This is a genomic window from Arthrobacter sp. StoSoilB5, assembly GCF_019977235.1.
Classification (GTDB): Bacteria; Actinomycetota; Actinomycetes; order Actinomycetales; family Micrococcaceae; genus Arthrobacter.
This window is the reverse complement of the sequence record NZ_AP024646.1, coordinates 833,363-847,505: the sequence shown is the minus strand read 5'-3', so window position 1 is coordinate 847,505 and position 14,143 is coordinate 833,363. Positions and strand designations below refer to the sequence as shown.

The window sequence follows — 14,143 nt, the reverse complement described above, 5'->3', positions numbered from 1 at the left end:
AAAGCTACGGCTGTGCAGTCTCGTAGCGGTATGCCCGCTTGTGGCCGGCCCGGATGATGGGCTCCACGTCGCGGATGTTGCTAATGAAATTGCCGTGGGTTGGGGCCACGGATGTGACGCCGAGTTCATCAATAAGGTGAAGGACGCGGTCATATACTGCGTCTGCGTCGTTTGCGAAGCGTGCCCAATAGAGGGCACTTCCGGTGAAGAAGGCCGCGTTCTCGACGGCGATGGGAACCTGCAGTTCGCCGGTGGTCAAACCGCATTCGCCCGGGAGGTGTACCGGGTCTTCGTCGTCGAGTTCGGGCCGGTGCATGTAACAGAAGCCGTCGGCGGTGAAGAGCACGCCGGCTCCAGGCGCGAATCCCCATTGGGTGTTGGGCAAGTCCCGGATGAGGGCTTCCACCACCACAAACTCCTGCCCACCAAGATCCACCTTGTCCCCGGGCACCTTTGCGTGGAGATTCGGAACGATCTGAGGGTAAAACAAGTGGTAGTCGCGGGTGTCGCCCACCACCTGGATGTTCGGATACTTCTCCACGAGCCTTGGCAGGTTTCCGGTGTGCGGAAGCTCAGGGTGCGTGGGGAAGACGTAGGTCAGCTCGCGTCCATCCAGCAGCTCATCCAGAGTGCTTGAAATGATCGGCCAGCTGGACGGGTTACCGGTATCGACCAGGATGGACGAGTGTTCACCCTGGACCAGGTAGGTGGAGTTATGGCCGTGGATCACGCGGTCGGCCAGGTGGAACGGGAGGCAGGAACTCATCCACGTGACGCCCTTCGCGACGCTGCGTGGGAGGTCGCTGCTCATCGTTTCTACGAGTTGTTCTTCCATGATTCTCTCCTAAACCAACTGCGGGGTGAGCGCGTCGAGCATGAAACCGAGGTGCCGCCGTACGACGTCGCGTCCCTTGAGAACGCAGCCGCGGGAAGGTGCGATGATCTCTGGGTCCAAGGTGTCGAACTTGTCCTGGAGCCATTCCCTCAGGGGCTCGCACGTAGAGCGCGGGATCCACTCGTACTTCGCATACAAGTGCCCGGCCACCTGTTCCACCGTGGTGGTGTCCTCCACTGTGGAGTCGATAATGCGCTGTCCGTCGGGCCGGTCCATCACGCCATGCGTGAAGGTATCCGAGGTGAACAGCGTGCCCGTTTCCTTGTCCCAGCCCCAGAAGGTGGGAAGGAGGCGCAGAAGGGGCGATTCCACCTGGAGCACGCGACCGGGTGCTATCTCGATCTCGGCAGCCCTGGCCAGGGAGTCACCCTCTTCGGTCCTGTGCGCGTCGATTTGGTGGCGCCTCCCCCGCAGTGCCATCCTGCTCAGGTCATCGAACGCGTCGAAGGGGTTGATCACCCCGCCAGTGAAGAGCCGCTCGATGTCGAATCGCCCGGCGATCGGTTCGAGGTTGGACACACAGTCCATCTCGCTTCGGGTGAAGAAGATGGATACTCCCCCGCCTTCACCAATGAGCTCCGCCAGGTCGTCAAGGATCTCCTCGCTGTGGACAGCCAAACCTGAATCAACCAGAAGGTTGGAGGTTCCTTCGGTCAAGAGGTAGGCGTTCGACGGCTGGAAGCCAGTTGCACCTTGCGGAACCCAGCTCACGCGGCCGTCGAGCGGGATGTTTCCGCCGAGGACCGTCAACTTGTCTGCATGCAATGAAGTGAACATATCTTCAATCTATTGAATCTGGAGGGTTTGTCAAGGACTTTCTTCGGGCTGCTAGCCCTGCTGCACGGCAGGCTCTACAGCCGGCTCTGCGGCAGGACCCAGCTTCGAGGTACGCTTTACCCCACTGATGACGTTGTTGCGCGTCCTGGGATCCAGCAGCGTAATGAGGGTGTCCAACAGCACGTAGCCAAGGAGGCTCGTGGCACCCATGATCAGCACGAACCCCTGGATGACGGGTACATCGCCCTTAAGCACCCCGTCCAATGACCAGCCACCAACGCCTGGCCAGGAGAAGACACTTTCCACAATTGCCGCACCGCTCAATGCGGCCGCGAACAACAGCACCATGTAGGTCATCAAGGCTCCCCTCACGTCGCTGAGGGCGTAGCGGAATACCTGTAGCGGCCTCAATCCGCATGCCCTCGCAAATTCGATCTGCGGTGAGTTAAGCACTTGGAGTAGACCGGTCCTGACGGTCTTTCCAAAGGGAGCCGCAAAAAACAAGCCCATGGTAATGATCGGTAGCACTGCCCTGCTGAGGATGGACTGCATCGTCCCCCACTGCCCGGCGAGCATCGCATCCAGCGCCAGGGATCCCGTGACTTTAGGTGGAGGGATATCGGAGCTGGACAGCATGCCCAAGGGTGCGGGGGCCAGATGGAGTTGCTGATAGAAGATAAAGAGGAGAAGGAGCGCCAGGACAAACTCCGGCATGGCCATGAGGACAGAGACCCCTGCAGTGAATGCCTTGTCTGCTGCGCGGCCGTATCGGTACGCCGCAAGGGTGCCCATTCCCATTCCAATGAGCAGGGCCAGAATCAGCCCTGGCACAAGATAGACAAGCGTGTTGGGCAACCGCGTCCAGATCTCGCTGGAAACGGAGCTTCCCGTGAAGAACGAATTTCCCAGATCCCCGTTCAGCGTCCGGCCGATGTAATCGAAGTAGCGTTCCCAAAAAGGCTTGTCCAGACCAAGCTGGCTATTGATCCGGGCGATATCCGCTTCAGTCGCGTACTCGCCCAAAAGCGCCACAGCCGGATTACCGGGGAGCAGGGAAACCAAGCCAAAGCTCAGCGTAATGAGCCCCAACAGGAGCAGAAGCGCAATAGCAATACGGGAGAGGATGTAGCGGATCATGCCATGGCCTCCTTGGCTCCTGGGGTGTACGGAATGGGAGGCATCGCCGCCGACATCAGGGCCTGGGTGTAAGGCTCCTGGGGATTGGAAAGAACGTCATCCGTGGAACCCGTTTCTACGAACCGTCCGCGATGCATGACAGCCACGCTGGTACAAAAGTGACGGACTGTGTCGATGTCGTGGGAAACGAAGACGTAGGTCAGCCCCCTGGCCACCTGTAGCTTGGCCAGCATGCGCAGGATGGATGCCCGGATCGTCAGGTCCAGCGAGGACGTCGGTTCATCCAGGACCACCAGCGTCGGGTCAGTCACGAGGCAGCGGGCGATGCCCACGCGTTGCTGTTGCCCACCACTGAGGTTTGCGGGACGCCTGCCCAGGAAGTCCGGCGACAACCCCACCTCTTCGAGCGTTTCCGTGACGCGGCGCAGACGTTCAGCCCGGGAGCCATATGTCTTCGCAACGATCAGCGGCTCTTCGACGATCTGGCGGATCGTCAAACGCGGGTTCAGCGACGCGAAAGGCTCCTGGAACACAATCTGCCAGCGCCGGCGTCGTTTCCGCAGCTGTGCTTTCGACAAGTCCCGGATGTCCTCGCCTTCCAGGAGGATCGTGCCCGAATCAGCTTCAATGAGCCTGAGAATAAGGCGGCCCAGCGTGGACTTGCCGGAACCACTCTCCCCAATGATTCCCAAGGTTTCGCCCCGTTCCACGGCAAGTGAGACTCCGTCCACCGCAGTGACGAGTTGCCCCTGCGGGCTTCGGAACGTTTTCCTGACATCCTTCAGTTCGATGATGGGCATGGTTAGGCGCTCCTGGATGGAGAGAGAACGGTGGGATTCGTTTTGTCGGAAGTCTTGGGCTGCATACCGGCAGGCGTCTCGGCTTCCGGCTCTACCTTGCGGGGCACAGCGGCTTTCGGCTGCACCACGGAGTCGAGCAAGGACACGGTGTAGGGATCCTTTGGGCGGACAAAAACCTCGGACACGGGCCCATGTTCAACAATCCGGCCGCGGTACATCACCAGGACGCGATCGCAGTAGTTGGCCACCACTCCAAGGTCATGGGTGACGATCAACATCGACCGGCCACTCCCCTTCGTCAACCGGGTGAGCGTGTCCAGTACCTGGCGCTGCACGGTGAGGTCCAGGGCCGTGGTCGGTTCATCCGCAATAACCAACCGTGGGTTGAGGTACAGCGCCATGGCGATGACGACGCGCTGTGCCATTCCGCCGCTGAGTTCGTGCGCATAGCCACGCATTACACGTTCGGGTTGGTTGACACCGGAGGAGGCCAATAAGTCGAGCGCCCGGCCACGTAATTCGGCGTCCGCCCTAAGCCCGTGCGCTTTGGCGATGTTGGCGAACTGCTTCTCGATGCGGACCACCGGGTTCAATGCGCTGAAGGGGTTCTGCGCCACGAAGCCGATCTCTTTGCCACGGATATGGCGGATTTGCCGCTCCGGCAAACGGATCAGATCCTGGCCGTGGAATTCGGCAGTACCTTCCATGACACGCCCGGGAGGCATCAGCAGCTTGATCACCGAGCGCACCACAGTGGACTTCCCTGATCCCGACTCGCCCACGATGCCCACGACTTCGTTGGCGCCGACATCGAAGGAGATACCGTGCAGGGCCCGCGTTACACCTCCGCGGGAGTGGAACTCGGTGACGAGGTCCTGTACGTGAAGTCCTGTCATCATCGTGCCCTTTCCACTCGCTCGATCTTGGTTTCGATTCCCCCGGCGATCACGTTCAGGGAACCAATCGCCAGGAGCATGGCAAGCGTGGGAAAGGCAGCAGCCCACCATTCCCCACGAATCAGCATGCTGACGCCGTCGTTGATCATTGCCCCCCACGTAGGTGTAGGAGGCTTCACGCCTACGCCAAGGAAGTTCAGTGCAGCAATGGTTCCGAGCGCATTGGCTGCGGTAAGCGTTGCTTGCACTAAAACCACGCCGTAAGCGTTGCGGAAGACGTGGTTGAAGGCGATGCGGATGGGTGAACAACCAATCGCCGCCGCAGCCTCCACGTAGCGCGCGGAGCGAAGCGCCAGGGCCGCAGCGCGGGAAAGGCGCACAAACCTGGGCGCGGCCACGATGGCGATCGCAAGGACCACGTCCGTTGCCCCACCACCCATCAGCTTGATGGAGACTACAGCGATCACGATGATCGGAAGCGCTGCAAATGCGTCAATGACCCGCATGATGGCATCGCCGAGCTTGCCGCTTGTTGCGAACAGGCCCAAAGGGACGCCAACCACCAGCGAGAGTGCCGTGGCGGCGAGGGCAACGGGAAGGTCCAGCTTCGCGGCCTCGATGGTACGGGAGAAAATGTCCATCCCGTTTCCATCAGTTCCGAACCAATGGGTCCCGTTGGGTGCAATACCGATTGCGTCGGTATCCGGACGCAGCGGGTCATGCGGCAGCGGAGCCACCATGGCCATGAGCGGCAATCCCACAATGATGGTCACCGCGACGGCGACCATGATCGTGCTGGACCTGTTCATCAAGAGGCTCTGGCCTCGGCGGGCCCACCCGGTGACGCGGAGGCCGGGCGAGGTACGCGGAAGGCCTTGAATGCTCATGGAGCCTCCTCACGAAGTCCGCGGGTGTTTGAGAGGGAGTAGTTGCGTGCGCTGGCGTTGAGCCCACTCGCAATGTATTGAAGATCGTCCTGACTGCGGACCGGTGGCTGGTACATGTTCAGCTCCTGTTCGGACCTTGACGGGCGAGGGCCTCATATCAAAGTCTCATCACTTTATTGAATTTGACTGTAGCGCCAAGTGTGACGAATTGCACTCTTTTTTGGAAAAATCGCCGGATTGACGCAGATGGAGAGCTGCAGCGCGGATTGTGCCACGACCGCCGCTCTGCGGCCACTTGAACACGGTAAAGCGGCCACGCGACAACCCTGGACCATTGACACCATTGCCAACTAACTTCAATATAGTGAGCAAGTGCCGCTTGAGATGAAGCTGGCTGCTGTCGACGCCGCCAGCACGGATAAAAGAGGAAACGGAACCCACCATGGACGATTTTCAAGAAGCAGCATCCGCAGTTGACACCCGCCAGCCACCTCCGGGCCAGCCAGTGAAGTACCTCCTGCACGACGGTGAGCTGGTGGACTATGCCGATGCCCGCCTCCATGTGCTGAGCACATCCCTGAAGTATGGCGTCGGAGTATTTGAGGGCTTCCGCGCGTATTGGAGCGAGGACGATCAGCAGCTGTACGCCTTCAGGGTGGCCGACCATATGAAACGACTGATCGATTCCATGCGGGTGGTGGAAATTGACGGCCCACAGGACATCAATCAACTCGGCGATCAGCTGCTTGGACTCATCCGCGCCAACAACCTGCGGAGCAATCTGCACATGCGGGCGCAGGTATTCGTTGACTCCAAAGATGGCAAACCTGAGGACACGGGTCCCTCCACCGTCTTTATGGCAGCAATTCCCATGGGCAATTACTTCGGCGCTACCGGCCTGGATGTGCAGATCAGCAGCTGGGCCCGCCTCTCTGATCGGTCCATGCCGCCCAGGGTCAAGTCAATTGCCAATTACCAGAACGGGAGGCTGGCCCTGTTGGAAGCCAAGCGAAACGGCTATGACGCGGCGCTGCTTCTTACCGAAAGTGGACATGTGGCCGAAGGCGCCGGTTACAACGTCTTCATGGTCCGCCAAGGGAGGCTGTGCACTCCTCCCGTCACCGACAGCATCCTTGAGGGAATCACGCGGGACAGCGTTCTGCACCTCGCCCGGACTGAACTCGGCCTCGACGTCGACGTCCGGCCCATCGACCGCACCGAACTGTACTCAGCTGACGAAGTGTTTGTCTGCGGCAGTGCCGCCGAGGTAAACCACGTTGCCTCGGTTGACCGCACCACTATCGGCAACGGAACAGCCGGGGACCTCACCCGCAGCCTCCAGGACCTCTACAGGCGGGCCGTGATCGGACAGGTCGCCCAAGACCAGAACTGGGCCATTCCCGTCTACCCGTCCTGAATGGAGGCACCAATGAACGAAACACAGACGCTGCAAGAAGTGCCGCGCGTCGGATTTGGCAACGCCTCACTATCCTTCGAGTCCGGAGCCAAACCAGAACTTACCGTCGATCAGGGCGAGCATTTCTGGCTGGATGCGCGCAGCCTGCTCACCGGAGGCCTCTTCGAGGAGACCGGGGAGTACGAGAAACTGTCCATCCCCGTCACCGGTCCGGTCGCCGTCCGGGGAGTGAACGCGGGCGATGTCCTGCGGATAGACATCCACGAGATCAGGATTGACCCTCGCGGCGCGATGGTCACCCTGCCAGGAAGGGGCGGATTCACCGACGGCTTGGGCCGGGCTGGTCACGTGGTGGAAATCGTGGACGGGCATGTTGTGTTTGACGAGGACACCGCCATTCCTGTCCGTCCAATGGTGGGAAAAATCGGAGTGGCGCCTGTGGGCGTCGGTCCGAACTCCAGCACGGTAGGAATCCACGGCGGCAATATGGACTGCAAGGACGTAACTGCAGGTTCTGCCGTCGTAATCCCTGTCCAAGTAGCCGAGGCAATGTTGTACGCCGGTGACCTGCACGCGGCGCAGGGCGATGGCGAGTGCTCACTGACCGCAGTGGAGGTCGAAGGCAGCGTGCGGCTCTCCTGCACAGTTGTTCCACGGTCCACAATTCCAGTTGCAGAGGGCGCCGGCATTCAGCGGCCAGTGGTCCTCAGCGGCGGTTCGGTCATCACAATCGGCGACGGCGACACCCTGGATGAGGCGGCAAGGCTCGCCTTGGACGACATGCTGGAACTGCTCCAAGCCGACAGGCAATGGACGCGCGAGAAGACCGCGATGCTGCTGAGCGCAGCCGCGGACGTATCCGTTTCACAACTGGTCAACGCCCGGGTATCGGCCAAGGTCACTCTGGCGTCCCGCTATTTCAACACTGAACCGTTTTCCTTGGAAACTACCGACACTACGAATGCGTAGGTCTGACGATGTTTGATCTCCTCCTGACCAATGGATTGGTCGTCACGCCCTCAGGCGCCGAACGCCTTGACATCGGAATAGCCCAGGGCAAGATCGTGTCCTTGCGCGCCACCGGACTTGGCACGCCCGATGAAGCCCGGCGCGTGGTGGACCTCAAGGGTCAACTGGTGGTGCCCGGCGGCGTCGATCCGCATGTACACACCAACTCGGTCCTTCCCACCGCCGCGGAAAGCGGCATCATGTGCTTCGGCCCCGACCGCGTGAGTGAGGGCGCCATATATGGCGGCACAACCACGCTGGTGGACTTCGCCCACTGGAAGCCCGGCGACGAATTATCTGAGTCGTTCGCCCGGAAGTCCGCCGAGTGGGCCGGCTCCACCTACACCGATTACGCGTTGCATGGGACGTTCAAGGAGCCTGAAATCCCCTTCGAGGTCCTGGAGCAGATCCCCGACGCAGTGGCTGGGGGCCACGGCAGTTACAAGGTGTGGATGACGAATACCACGCCGACGCGGCCCAAACAGAAAACTGATCTGGGCAACATGTGGGGGCTGATGGAACAGACGGCAGCTGCCGGAGCAATGCTCGCCGTGCACGCCGAGGACGATGACATCGTTATGTACTCGTACAAGAAGTTGCAGCGCGAAGGCAAGACCGGCATCGAGTATATGCACCATGCCCACAACAATTTGTCCGAGAAGCTCTCCTTCCAGCGCGCCATCACGCTGGCCCACCATGTTGGGGCTCCCATCTATTTGATGCACGTCAGCGCACGCGAGGGTGTAGATGCAATCCGCGAGGCCCGCGGACGCGGCCAGGCGGTTTATGGAGAAATCCTTCCCCACTACGCGTATTTCACCGCCGACGATTACCGGCAGAAGAATGGCGCCATTTACCACACCTATCCATCGTTGAAGTCTGAGACAGACCGGGATTCGATGTGGGAGTCGCTGCTGGAGGGCTCGCTCAGCACGCTTGCTACTGACGGAGTCTGCACAGACCTTGACGTCAAGACGCGTGGAAAGACAATTATGGACGCAACCGGCGGTCACGCTGGCGTGGAGATGCGCATGGCGGTGGCCTACACCGAGGGCGTCTCAAAGCGTGGACTGGACCTGACGCGTTTCGTTGACATCACCAGTGCCAATGCCGCGAAGATCCTCGGCCTCTACCCACAGAAGGGCGTCATCGCCATTGGCAGCGACGCGGACCTGGCAGTTCTGGACACCAGCGTGGACCGCCGGATCACCGCCTCGGACCTCCACGAGGCGGACTACACGCCATGGGAGGGCTACCGCGTAGCGGCGTGGCCAAGCATGACAGTACTGCGCGGGACCGTCATGGTGGAAGACCGGAAGTTGCTGACCGGCCCGGGTGGCTCGCTGCTCAAGCAGCGGGTGTCCAGCGACGTACTCAACCGGCCGGCCTGCTGACCCAGAACGCGAGGATAGGTTGAGGCCCTGCCCGTTGGCCGTGGAACGGGCAGGGCTCCGGCCCGGCTACGACACCAGTGCGCGATACTTTGCGCGTCGCTGCTGGAGCCCGGGGGCACCCCGCCGGGCAAGGCCTTGGAGCTCGACGGCGATCGCGTCACCGATGCGGCGGCAGAAGTCAACGGGTTCTTCCGCCGCATCGGGATTCTCCTCCACCACCACGTCCACCACTCCGCTTGCTGCGAGCGCGGCGGCCGCGATGCCCTGGCTCTCCGCGAGTGCCGGTGCGTGCGAAACGCTCCGGTGCACAATGGCGCTGGCACCCTCCGGCGGCAGCGGTGCGAGCCAGGCGTTCCGGGCGGCGATGGTCCGGTCGGCGGGCAGCAGTGCCAGTGCCCCTCCCCCGGTACCTTGGCCCATCATGACCGATAACGTTGGCGTTCCGAGGCCCAGCAGGTCATAGAGGGACCGGGCGATTTCGGTGGCCAGCCCACCCTCTTCGGCTTCCTTCGAGAGCGCCGCGCCGGGGGTGTCGATCACTGTGACAAGCGGGAGCCGCAGTTCCTTGGCCAGGCGCATCCCGCGTCGGGCGTCCCGCAGCGAGGCCGGCCCCATGGCGATGGGGCTGTCTTCAGTAGGAGAAGAACGTTGATGCCCCACTACCACGCAGGACGTGGCGCCGAACCGCGCGAGCGCCACGAGCATGCCCAGGTCCTTGGAGCCATCACCCGCGCCGCGCAGCAGCACCACGCTGCCTGCGGCTTCCTTCAAGAGCTCCACTGTGGAGGGTCGCAACGGATCCCTCGAGCGCTGCACGGACTGCCAGGCGCCTGCGTCCGCTGGGCGGGATCCGGAAAGATCCGCGGACGCCGGCCGCGACTCCATAGCCTCGCGCGCACGGGCCGGCCGCAGCAGGTCCAGCACACGCCCGAAGTAATCCCCCAGAGCTTCCGGAGGTACCACGGCATCCACCAGGCCATGATCGAAAAGGTTTTCCGCGGTCTGCACGCCGGAGGGGAACGTTTCGCTCTGCAAAGCCTCGAAAACCCTCGGGCCCAGGAATCCCAAGAGGGCACCCGGCTCGGCCGCGGTGACGTGCCCCAACGAACCCCACGACGCCATGACACCCCCGGTGGTCGGATGCCTCAGGTACACCAGATACGGCAAGCCAGCTGATCGATGCGCCTGGACGGCGGCCACAATTTCCACCATGGTCAGGAACGCACTGGTCCCCTCTTGCATACGAGTTCCGCCCGACGCCGGCATGGCCACGAGCGGGAGGCCCAGGTCCGTGGCACGTTCGACGGCGGCTACGAGCCTTTGTGCCGCGTCCCGCCCGATCGAGCCGGCCAGGAAGGCGAAATCGGACGCGACTATCACCACGCGGTGGTTGCGTATCCGGCCTTCCCCCGTGAGGACGGACTCATCGCTGCCGGACTTCTCGCGCGCCGCTTCCAGGTCGGCAGCGTAGCCAGCGGTCACAGCGCCAGCTGCACCCGGAGAACCCGCCGCGCCACTAACCGGACGATCCCACGAAACGAACGTCCCGGCGTCGAGCATGGTTTCCAGCAGTTCACGGACTGCAAGCCGACGGCGGGTGGCAGTTGACGCCATTCAGCCCACCTCCCCGGCGGCCAGCCATTCGCGGATGCCGTCGCCGTGCTGGTTGAGCAGTGGCGGCGCGGTGTGGGCGCTGCGAGTGGACTCCGTACCGTCAATGTTGTCGAAAAAGCGCAGCGGCGGCCCCGGCAAAGTGACGGGCCCCAGAACGGGGTGATCGACGTCCACAAGCAGTCCTTGCGAGGCAAGCTGCGGCCACTCGAAGACTTCCTTGAGGGTCCGCACTTTCCCGGCTGGAATGCCAGCGTCGCTGAGCTTGGCGAGGAGCGGCTCGGCGTCGTAATCGGCGAAGGCGGCCTCCACGATGTCGATGACGTGGGAGCGGTTCCGGACCCGTTCCGCATTGCTTGCAAGACCCGGTTCAGAGGCGTCGATTCCAAAGGCCACAGCAAACGCGGCCCACAGTTTCTCGCTCCCGACGCTGATCTGGACGCTGCCACCCCTGCATCGGAAGAGCCCGTACGGCGCAATGGACGGGTGATGATTTCCCTGCGCCTCCGGGGCTTCACCGGCGACCGTGACCTTGGTGCCTTGGAAGGCATGAACACCCACAAGGGAGGCAAGCAGGGAAGTCCGCACGACTTGGCCCCGGCCCGTATGTTCCCGTTCCAGCAAAGCAGCCACCACGCCATACGCGCCGTACATCCCGGACAGGAGATCGGCGATCGGCACACCCACCCGCTGCGGATCATTGGGACCGGAACCCGTGAGGGACATGAGCCCGGCTTCGCCCTGCAGGATCTGGTCATAGCCGCTTCGGTGTGATTCCGGACCGTCGTGCCCGAACCCGGTAATGGACAGGATCACCAGGCGCGGGTTGATGAGGTGCATGGCGTCGGTGCTGAAGCCGAGCCGTTCCAGGACACCGGGCCGGAAGTTTTCCACTACGACGTCGGCGCGCTCCAGCAGTTGGCGGAGGACGGTGCGGCCATCGTCGCTCTTGAGGTCCAGCGTGAGGGATTCCTTATTGCGGTTGCAGGAAAGGAAGTACGTAGCTTGCGGATCGTCCTCGGGACCCACGAACGGTGGACCCCACCCGCGGGTATCGTCTCCCGTGACGGGGTTTTCAATTTTGATGACCCGCGCTCCAAGATCGCCCATCATCATGGCGGCGTGCGGGCCGGCAAGCGCCCGGCTGAGATCCACCACGAGCCTGCCTGTGAGCGGGCCTTGGGTTCCTTGCAGAGACGGGCTTATCGATGGCGGTACCTCTGTAGAGCTTTGTGGTTGGGTTAGAGAACCGGTCAGAGCTGAAGTCATGGGAATGTCCTTGAATATGTCAGTTGCCCAGCCGGGACATCAGCACGGCGACGGCGGCCGAGACGCCTCCGGCCAGGGAGCCTTCCAGCTCGGGGGCGAAGAATGGCGAGTGGTTCACGGGGATGGGCCCGGGACCGTCGTGCCCGGCTGCAGGAGTACCGCCGAACATCCAGAACACGGACGGCACACCGATCGCTGTTCCCAGGTGTCCGAAGTCTTCGCTGCCCATCATCGGCGGGGTGATTTCCACCGATTCAGCCCCCAACCCGGCGCGCAGTGCCTCGATCACTGCAGGAACGGCGTCGGGATCGTTGAAGCACTGCGGGAAGCGGTACATCTCCTCGATCACAGGCTTCGGGGCGCCGGAGGCGGCAGCCTCGGCGTCGATAATGCGGCGGACGGCCGCAAGGACCTGTCCGCGGACGTCCTCGTTGAAAGTGCGGATGTTCAGGGTGAATTCCGCGGAAGCCGGAATGATGTTCTCCTTGAGGCCCGCGTGGAACGTCCCCACGGTCACGACGGCGGACTTCCGGGGGTCCAGCTCACGGGACACGATCCCTTGCAACCGGGTGACCATGTGCGCGGCCATAACGATGGGGTCGATGGAATCCTGCGGCTGCGAGCCGTGTGATTGCTGTCCGTGGACGGTAACCTTCAGCGAATCTGCCATGGCTGCCACGGGGCCGCTGGAAATGGAGACCGTACCAACAGGGCGCGGCATGACGTGCTGGCCAAAGACCACTTCAGGACGTGGCGCTCTGTCCCACAGTCCGTCTTCGAGCATGGCGAGCGCACCGGCCGCGGTCTCCTCGCCCGGCTGGAAGATCAGCACCAACGTTCCGGACCAGGCGTCGAGGTTTCCGGCCAAGACCTCAGCGGCGCCCAGAAGGCTGGCCACGTGGGTATCGTGGCCGCAACCGTGCATCACCGGCACCGTTGAGCCGTCAGGCAGCGTTCCAGTATCCGTACTGGAGTATTCCAGGCCCGTTGCTTCCTCGATGGGCAAGCCATCGGTATCCGCGCGGAAGGCCACCACGGGACCCTCACCGTTCCGAAGGATGCCCACCACGCCCGTACCTCCGCAACGGAAATGCTCAATGCCGAGGCCGTCCAACTGTTCCTCGATGAGCGTGGCGGTGGCGAACTCCTGCATGGAAAGCTCCGGGTGGGCGTGCAGGTGCCGGTACAGGGTGTGAAGCTTGGTTGTCTGTTCGCTGTCGAGCTGAAGTGCGGTAGCTGTTTGGGTCATGGTCCTGTCGTCCTTGTTTGTCAGTCGGGAGTTGCTTCGGGCCTGGCCGCTACTCGATGTGGATCGGCTTGGCCTCCATGACCTGCTTTCCGCGGAAGAACCAAGCCAGCAAGATCGTGCCCAGCACTGCGATGGCCGTGGACACCATGGCGAGCGAAGGCACAAACGGCAGGACCACGAACACCACGACTGCCGAGACCAGCAGCGCGAACACCGTGGTGCGTGGCTGCTTCATGGACACGATGGCCTGGACCAGGACGGCCCCCAGGACGGTGGGCAGCACGTACAACCGGGTCACGAGCAGTACAGACGGCGGAATGACGCTGATCAGCCAGCTGCCCAGCAGCCCGACGAAGATCGCGAGGGAGATCAGGTGGACTGCGGCAGCACCGCAGATAGCGACGACGGCGGCAAGCTCCGCGCGCTTGCTGCCCGGCTTTGCGCCGATGTTGGTTTGGGCGATCAAGGCCGCCGGCAGGAGCTTGTTGGAGATGTTGCCGATCATGAAGGCCTGGTACATGGCGGCCGGCCCGAGGATCGGGAAGTACGTGAGCGGCTCAACGATCCAGATGATGCCGAAGGTTGCGGCGACGGCAGCGAAGGCAATCCAGAGTTGGGCAGGGCCGATGTCGAGGCCGCTGGCAAAGACCAGATACAGGGGCCCGGCGATGGAGATCAGTAATCCACCGATCATGGTGATCTGTCCCCAGCGGGACGTGGTGCGGTTGAAGTCCGCCATGGCGGTATTGGTGGTGGCAGGAGCGGAGGTAATGGAAGACATGAGGGGTGTTCCTTTCGTGCTC

13 protein-coding genes are annotated in these 14,143 nt (G+C 62.4%); 3 read left to right on the top strand and 10 right to left on the bottom strand.

Annotated elements, in window-relative coordinates:
* Nucleotides 1-4 precede the first annotated feature (4 nt).
* From LDN75_RS04050 to LDN75_RS04025, 6 genes are read right to left on the bottom strand one after another with little or no spacing between them, the layout of a single operon-like run.
* A complete protein-coding gene (locus LDN75_RS04050; RefSeq protein WP_223935897.1) occupies nucleotides 5-835 on the bottom strand; it encodes an MBL fold metallo-hydrolase in 831 nt (276 codons plus the stop codon).
* Nucleotides 836-844: 9 nt separating this feature from the next.
* Entirely contained in the window at nucleotides 845-1,672 is an 828-nt protein-coding gene (locus LDN75_RS04045; protein WP_223935896.1) for a hypothetical protein, read from the bottom strand.
* A gap of 51 nt (nucleotides 1,673-1,723) precedes the next feature.
* Entirely contained in the window at nucleotides 1,724-2,809 is a 1,086-nt protein-coding gene (locus LDN75_RS04040) for an ABC transporter permease (protein WP_223935895.1), read from the bottom strand.
* Complete coding sequence (locus LDN75_RS04035) at nucleotides 2,806-3,609, bottom strand: ATP-binding cassette domain-containing protein (RefSeq protein ID WP_223935894.1); 804 nt, start codon at nucleotides 3,607-3,609, stop codon at nucleotides 2,806-2,808. Before LDN75_RS04035 ends, LDN75_RS04040 begins: the two co-directional genes overlap by 4 nt.
* 2 nt (nucleotides 3,610-3,611) lie before the next feature.
* Nucleotides 3,612-4,508: an ABC transporter ATP-binding protein gene (locus LDN75_RS04030; RefSeq protein WP_223935893.1), complete on the bottom strand. Its 897-nt coding sequence runs from the start codon at nucleotides 4,506-4,508 to the stop codon at nucleotides 3,612-3,614.
* On the bottom strand, nucleotides 4,505-5,392 hold the full coding sequence (locus LDN75_RS04025) for an ABC transporter permease (protein ID WP_223935892.1): 888 nt from the start codon (nucleotides 5,390-5,392) through the stop codon (nucleotides 4,505-4,507). Before LDN75_RS04025 ends, LDN75_RS04030 begins: the two co-directional genes overlap by 4 nt.
* A 442-nt stretch (nucleotides 5,393-5,834) precedes the next feature.
* Between LDN75_RS04025 and LDN75_RS04020 the strand changes: the two genes are divergently transcribed.
* From LDN75_RS04020 to LDN75_RS04010, 3 genes are read left to right on the top strand one after another with little or no spacing between them, the layout of a single operon-like run.
* Nucleotides 5,835-6,809 carry a branched-chain amino acid transaminase gene (locus LDN75_RS04020; protein WP_223935891.1) on the top strand — a complete coding sequence of 325 codons (975 nt, stop codon included), beginning with the start codon at nucleotides 5,835-5,837 and terminating at the stop codon, nucleotides 6,807-6,809.
* Between the two features lie 12 nt (nucleotides 6,810-6,821).
* On the top strand, nucleotides 6,822-7,778 hold the full coding sequence (locus LDN75_RS04015) for an acetamidase/formamidase family protein (protein ID WP_223935890.1): 957 nt from the start codon (nucleotides 6,822-6,824) through the stop codon (nucleotides 7,776-7,778).
* Between the two features lie 8 nt (nucleotides 7,779-7,786).
* Complete coding sequence (locus LDN75_RS04010) at nucleotides 7,787-9,211, top strand: amidohydrolase family protein (RefSeq protein WP_223935889.1); 1,425 nt, start codon at nucleotides 7,787-7,789, stop codon at nucleotides 9,209-9,211.
* Nucleotides 9,212-9,277: 66 nt separating this feature from the next.
* Here LDN75_RS04010 and LDN75_RS04005 read toward each other — a convergent pair whose 3' ends face one another.
* Genes LDN75_RS04005 through LDN75_RS03990 form a run of 4 tightly spaced genes read right to left on the bottom strand, consistent with a single transcriptional unit; the run spans nucleotide 9,278 to nucleotide 14,121 of the window.
* Entirely contained in the window at nucleotides 9,278-10,825 is a 1,548-nt protein-coding gene (locus LDN75_RS04005) for a carboxyl transferase domain-containing protein (RefSeq protein WP_223935888.1), read from the bottom strand.
* A complete protein-coding gene (locus LDN75_RS04000; protein ID WP_223935887.1) occupies nucleotides 10,826-12,091 on the bottom strand; it encodes a CoA transferase in 1,266 nt (421 codons plus the stop codon). It abuts the gene before it with no gap.
* A gap of 19 nt (nucleotides 12,092-12,110) precedes the next feature.
* The gene (locus tag LDN75_RS03995) at nucleotides 12,111-13,340 is read right to left on the bottom strand and encodes an amidohydrolase (RefSeq protein ID WP_223935886.1); all 1,230 of its coding nucleotides are present in this window, start codon (nucleotides 13,338-13,340) and stop codon (nucleotides 12,111-12,113) included.
* Nucleotides 13,341-13,389: 49 nt separating this feature from the next.
* A complete protein-coding gene (locus tag LDN75_RS03990) occupies nucleotides 13,390-14,121 on the bottom strand; it encodes a hypothetical protein (RefSeq protein ID WP_223935885.1) in 732 nt (243 codons plus the stop codon).
* Nucleotides 14,122-14,143 lie beyond the last annotated feature (22 nt).

What these genes read in the sequence shown, in the direction of transcription:
- LDN75_RS04030 (WP_223935893.1), bottom strand. Translation starts at nt 4,508, where the DNA reads ATGATGACAGGACTTCACGTACAGGACCTCGTCACCGAGTTCCACTCC.
- LDN75_RS04010 (WP_223935889.1), top strand. Translation starts at nt 7,787, where the DNA reads ATGTTTGATCTCCTCCTGACCAATGGATTGGTCGTCACGCCCTCAGGC.
- LDN75_RS04025 (WP_223935892.1), bottom strand. Translation starts at nt 5,392, where the DNA reads ATGAGCATTCAAGGCCTTCCGCGTACCTCGCCCGGCCTCCGCGTCACC.
- LDN75_RS04005 (WP_223935888.1), bottom strand. Translation starts at nt 10,825, where the DNA reads ATGGCGTCAACTGCCACCCGCCGTCGGCTTGCAGTCCGTGAACTGCTG.
- LDN75_RS04035 (WP_223935894.1), bottom strand. Translation starts at nt 3,609, where the DNA reads ATGCCCATCATCGAACTGAAGGATGTCAGGAAAACGTTCCGAAGCCCG.
- LDN75_RS03995 (WP_223935886.1), bottom strand. Translation starts at nt 13,340, where the DNA reads ATGACCCAAACAGCTACCGCACTTCAGCTCGACAGCGAACAGACAACC.
- LDN75_RS04040 (WP_223935895.1), bottom strand. Translation starts at nt 2,809, where the DNA reads ATGATCCGCTACATCCTCTCCCGTATTGCTATTGCGCTTCTGCTCCTG.
- LDN75_RS04000 (WP_223935887.1), bottom strand. Translation starts at nt 12,091, where the DNA reads ATGACTTCAGCTCTGACCGGTTCTCTAACCCAACCACAAAGCTCTACA.
- LDN75_RS04020 (WP_223935891.1), top strand. Translation starts at nt 5,835, where the DNA reads ATGGACGATTTTCAAGAAGCAGCATCCGCAGTTGACACCCGCCAGCCA.
- LDN75_RS04050 (WP_223935897.1), bottom strand. Translation starts at nt 835, where the DNA reads ATGGAAGAACAACTCGTAGAAACGATGAGCAGCGACCTCCCACGCAGC.
- LDN75_RS04015 (WP_223935890.1), top strand. Translation starts at nt 6,822, where the DNA reads ATGAACGAAACACAGACGCTGCAAGAAGTGCCGCGCGTCGGATTTGGC.
- LDN75_RS04045 (WP_223935896.1), bottom strand. Translation starts at nt 1,672, where the DNA reads ATGTTCACTTCATTGCATGCAGACAAGTTGACGGTCCTCGGCGGAAAC.
- LDN75_RS03990 (WP_223935885.1), bottom strand. Translation starts at nt 14,121, where the DNA reads ATGTCTTCCATTACCTCCGCTCCTGCCACCACCAATACCGCCATGGCG.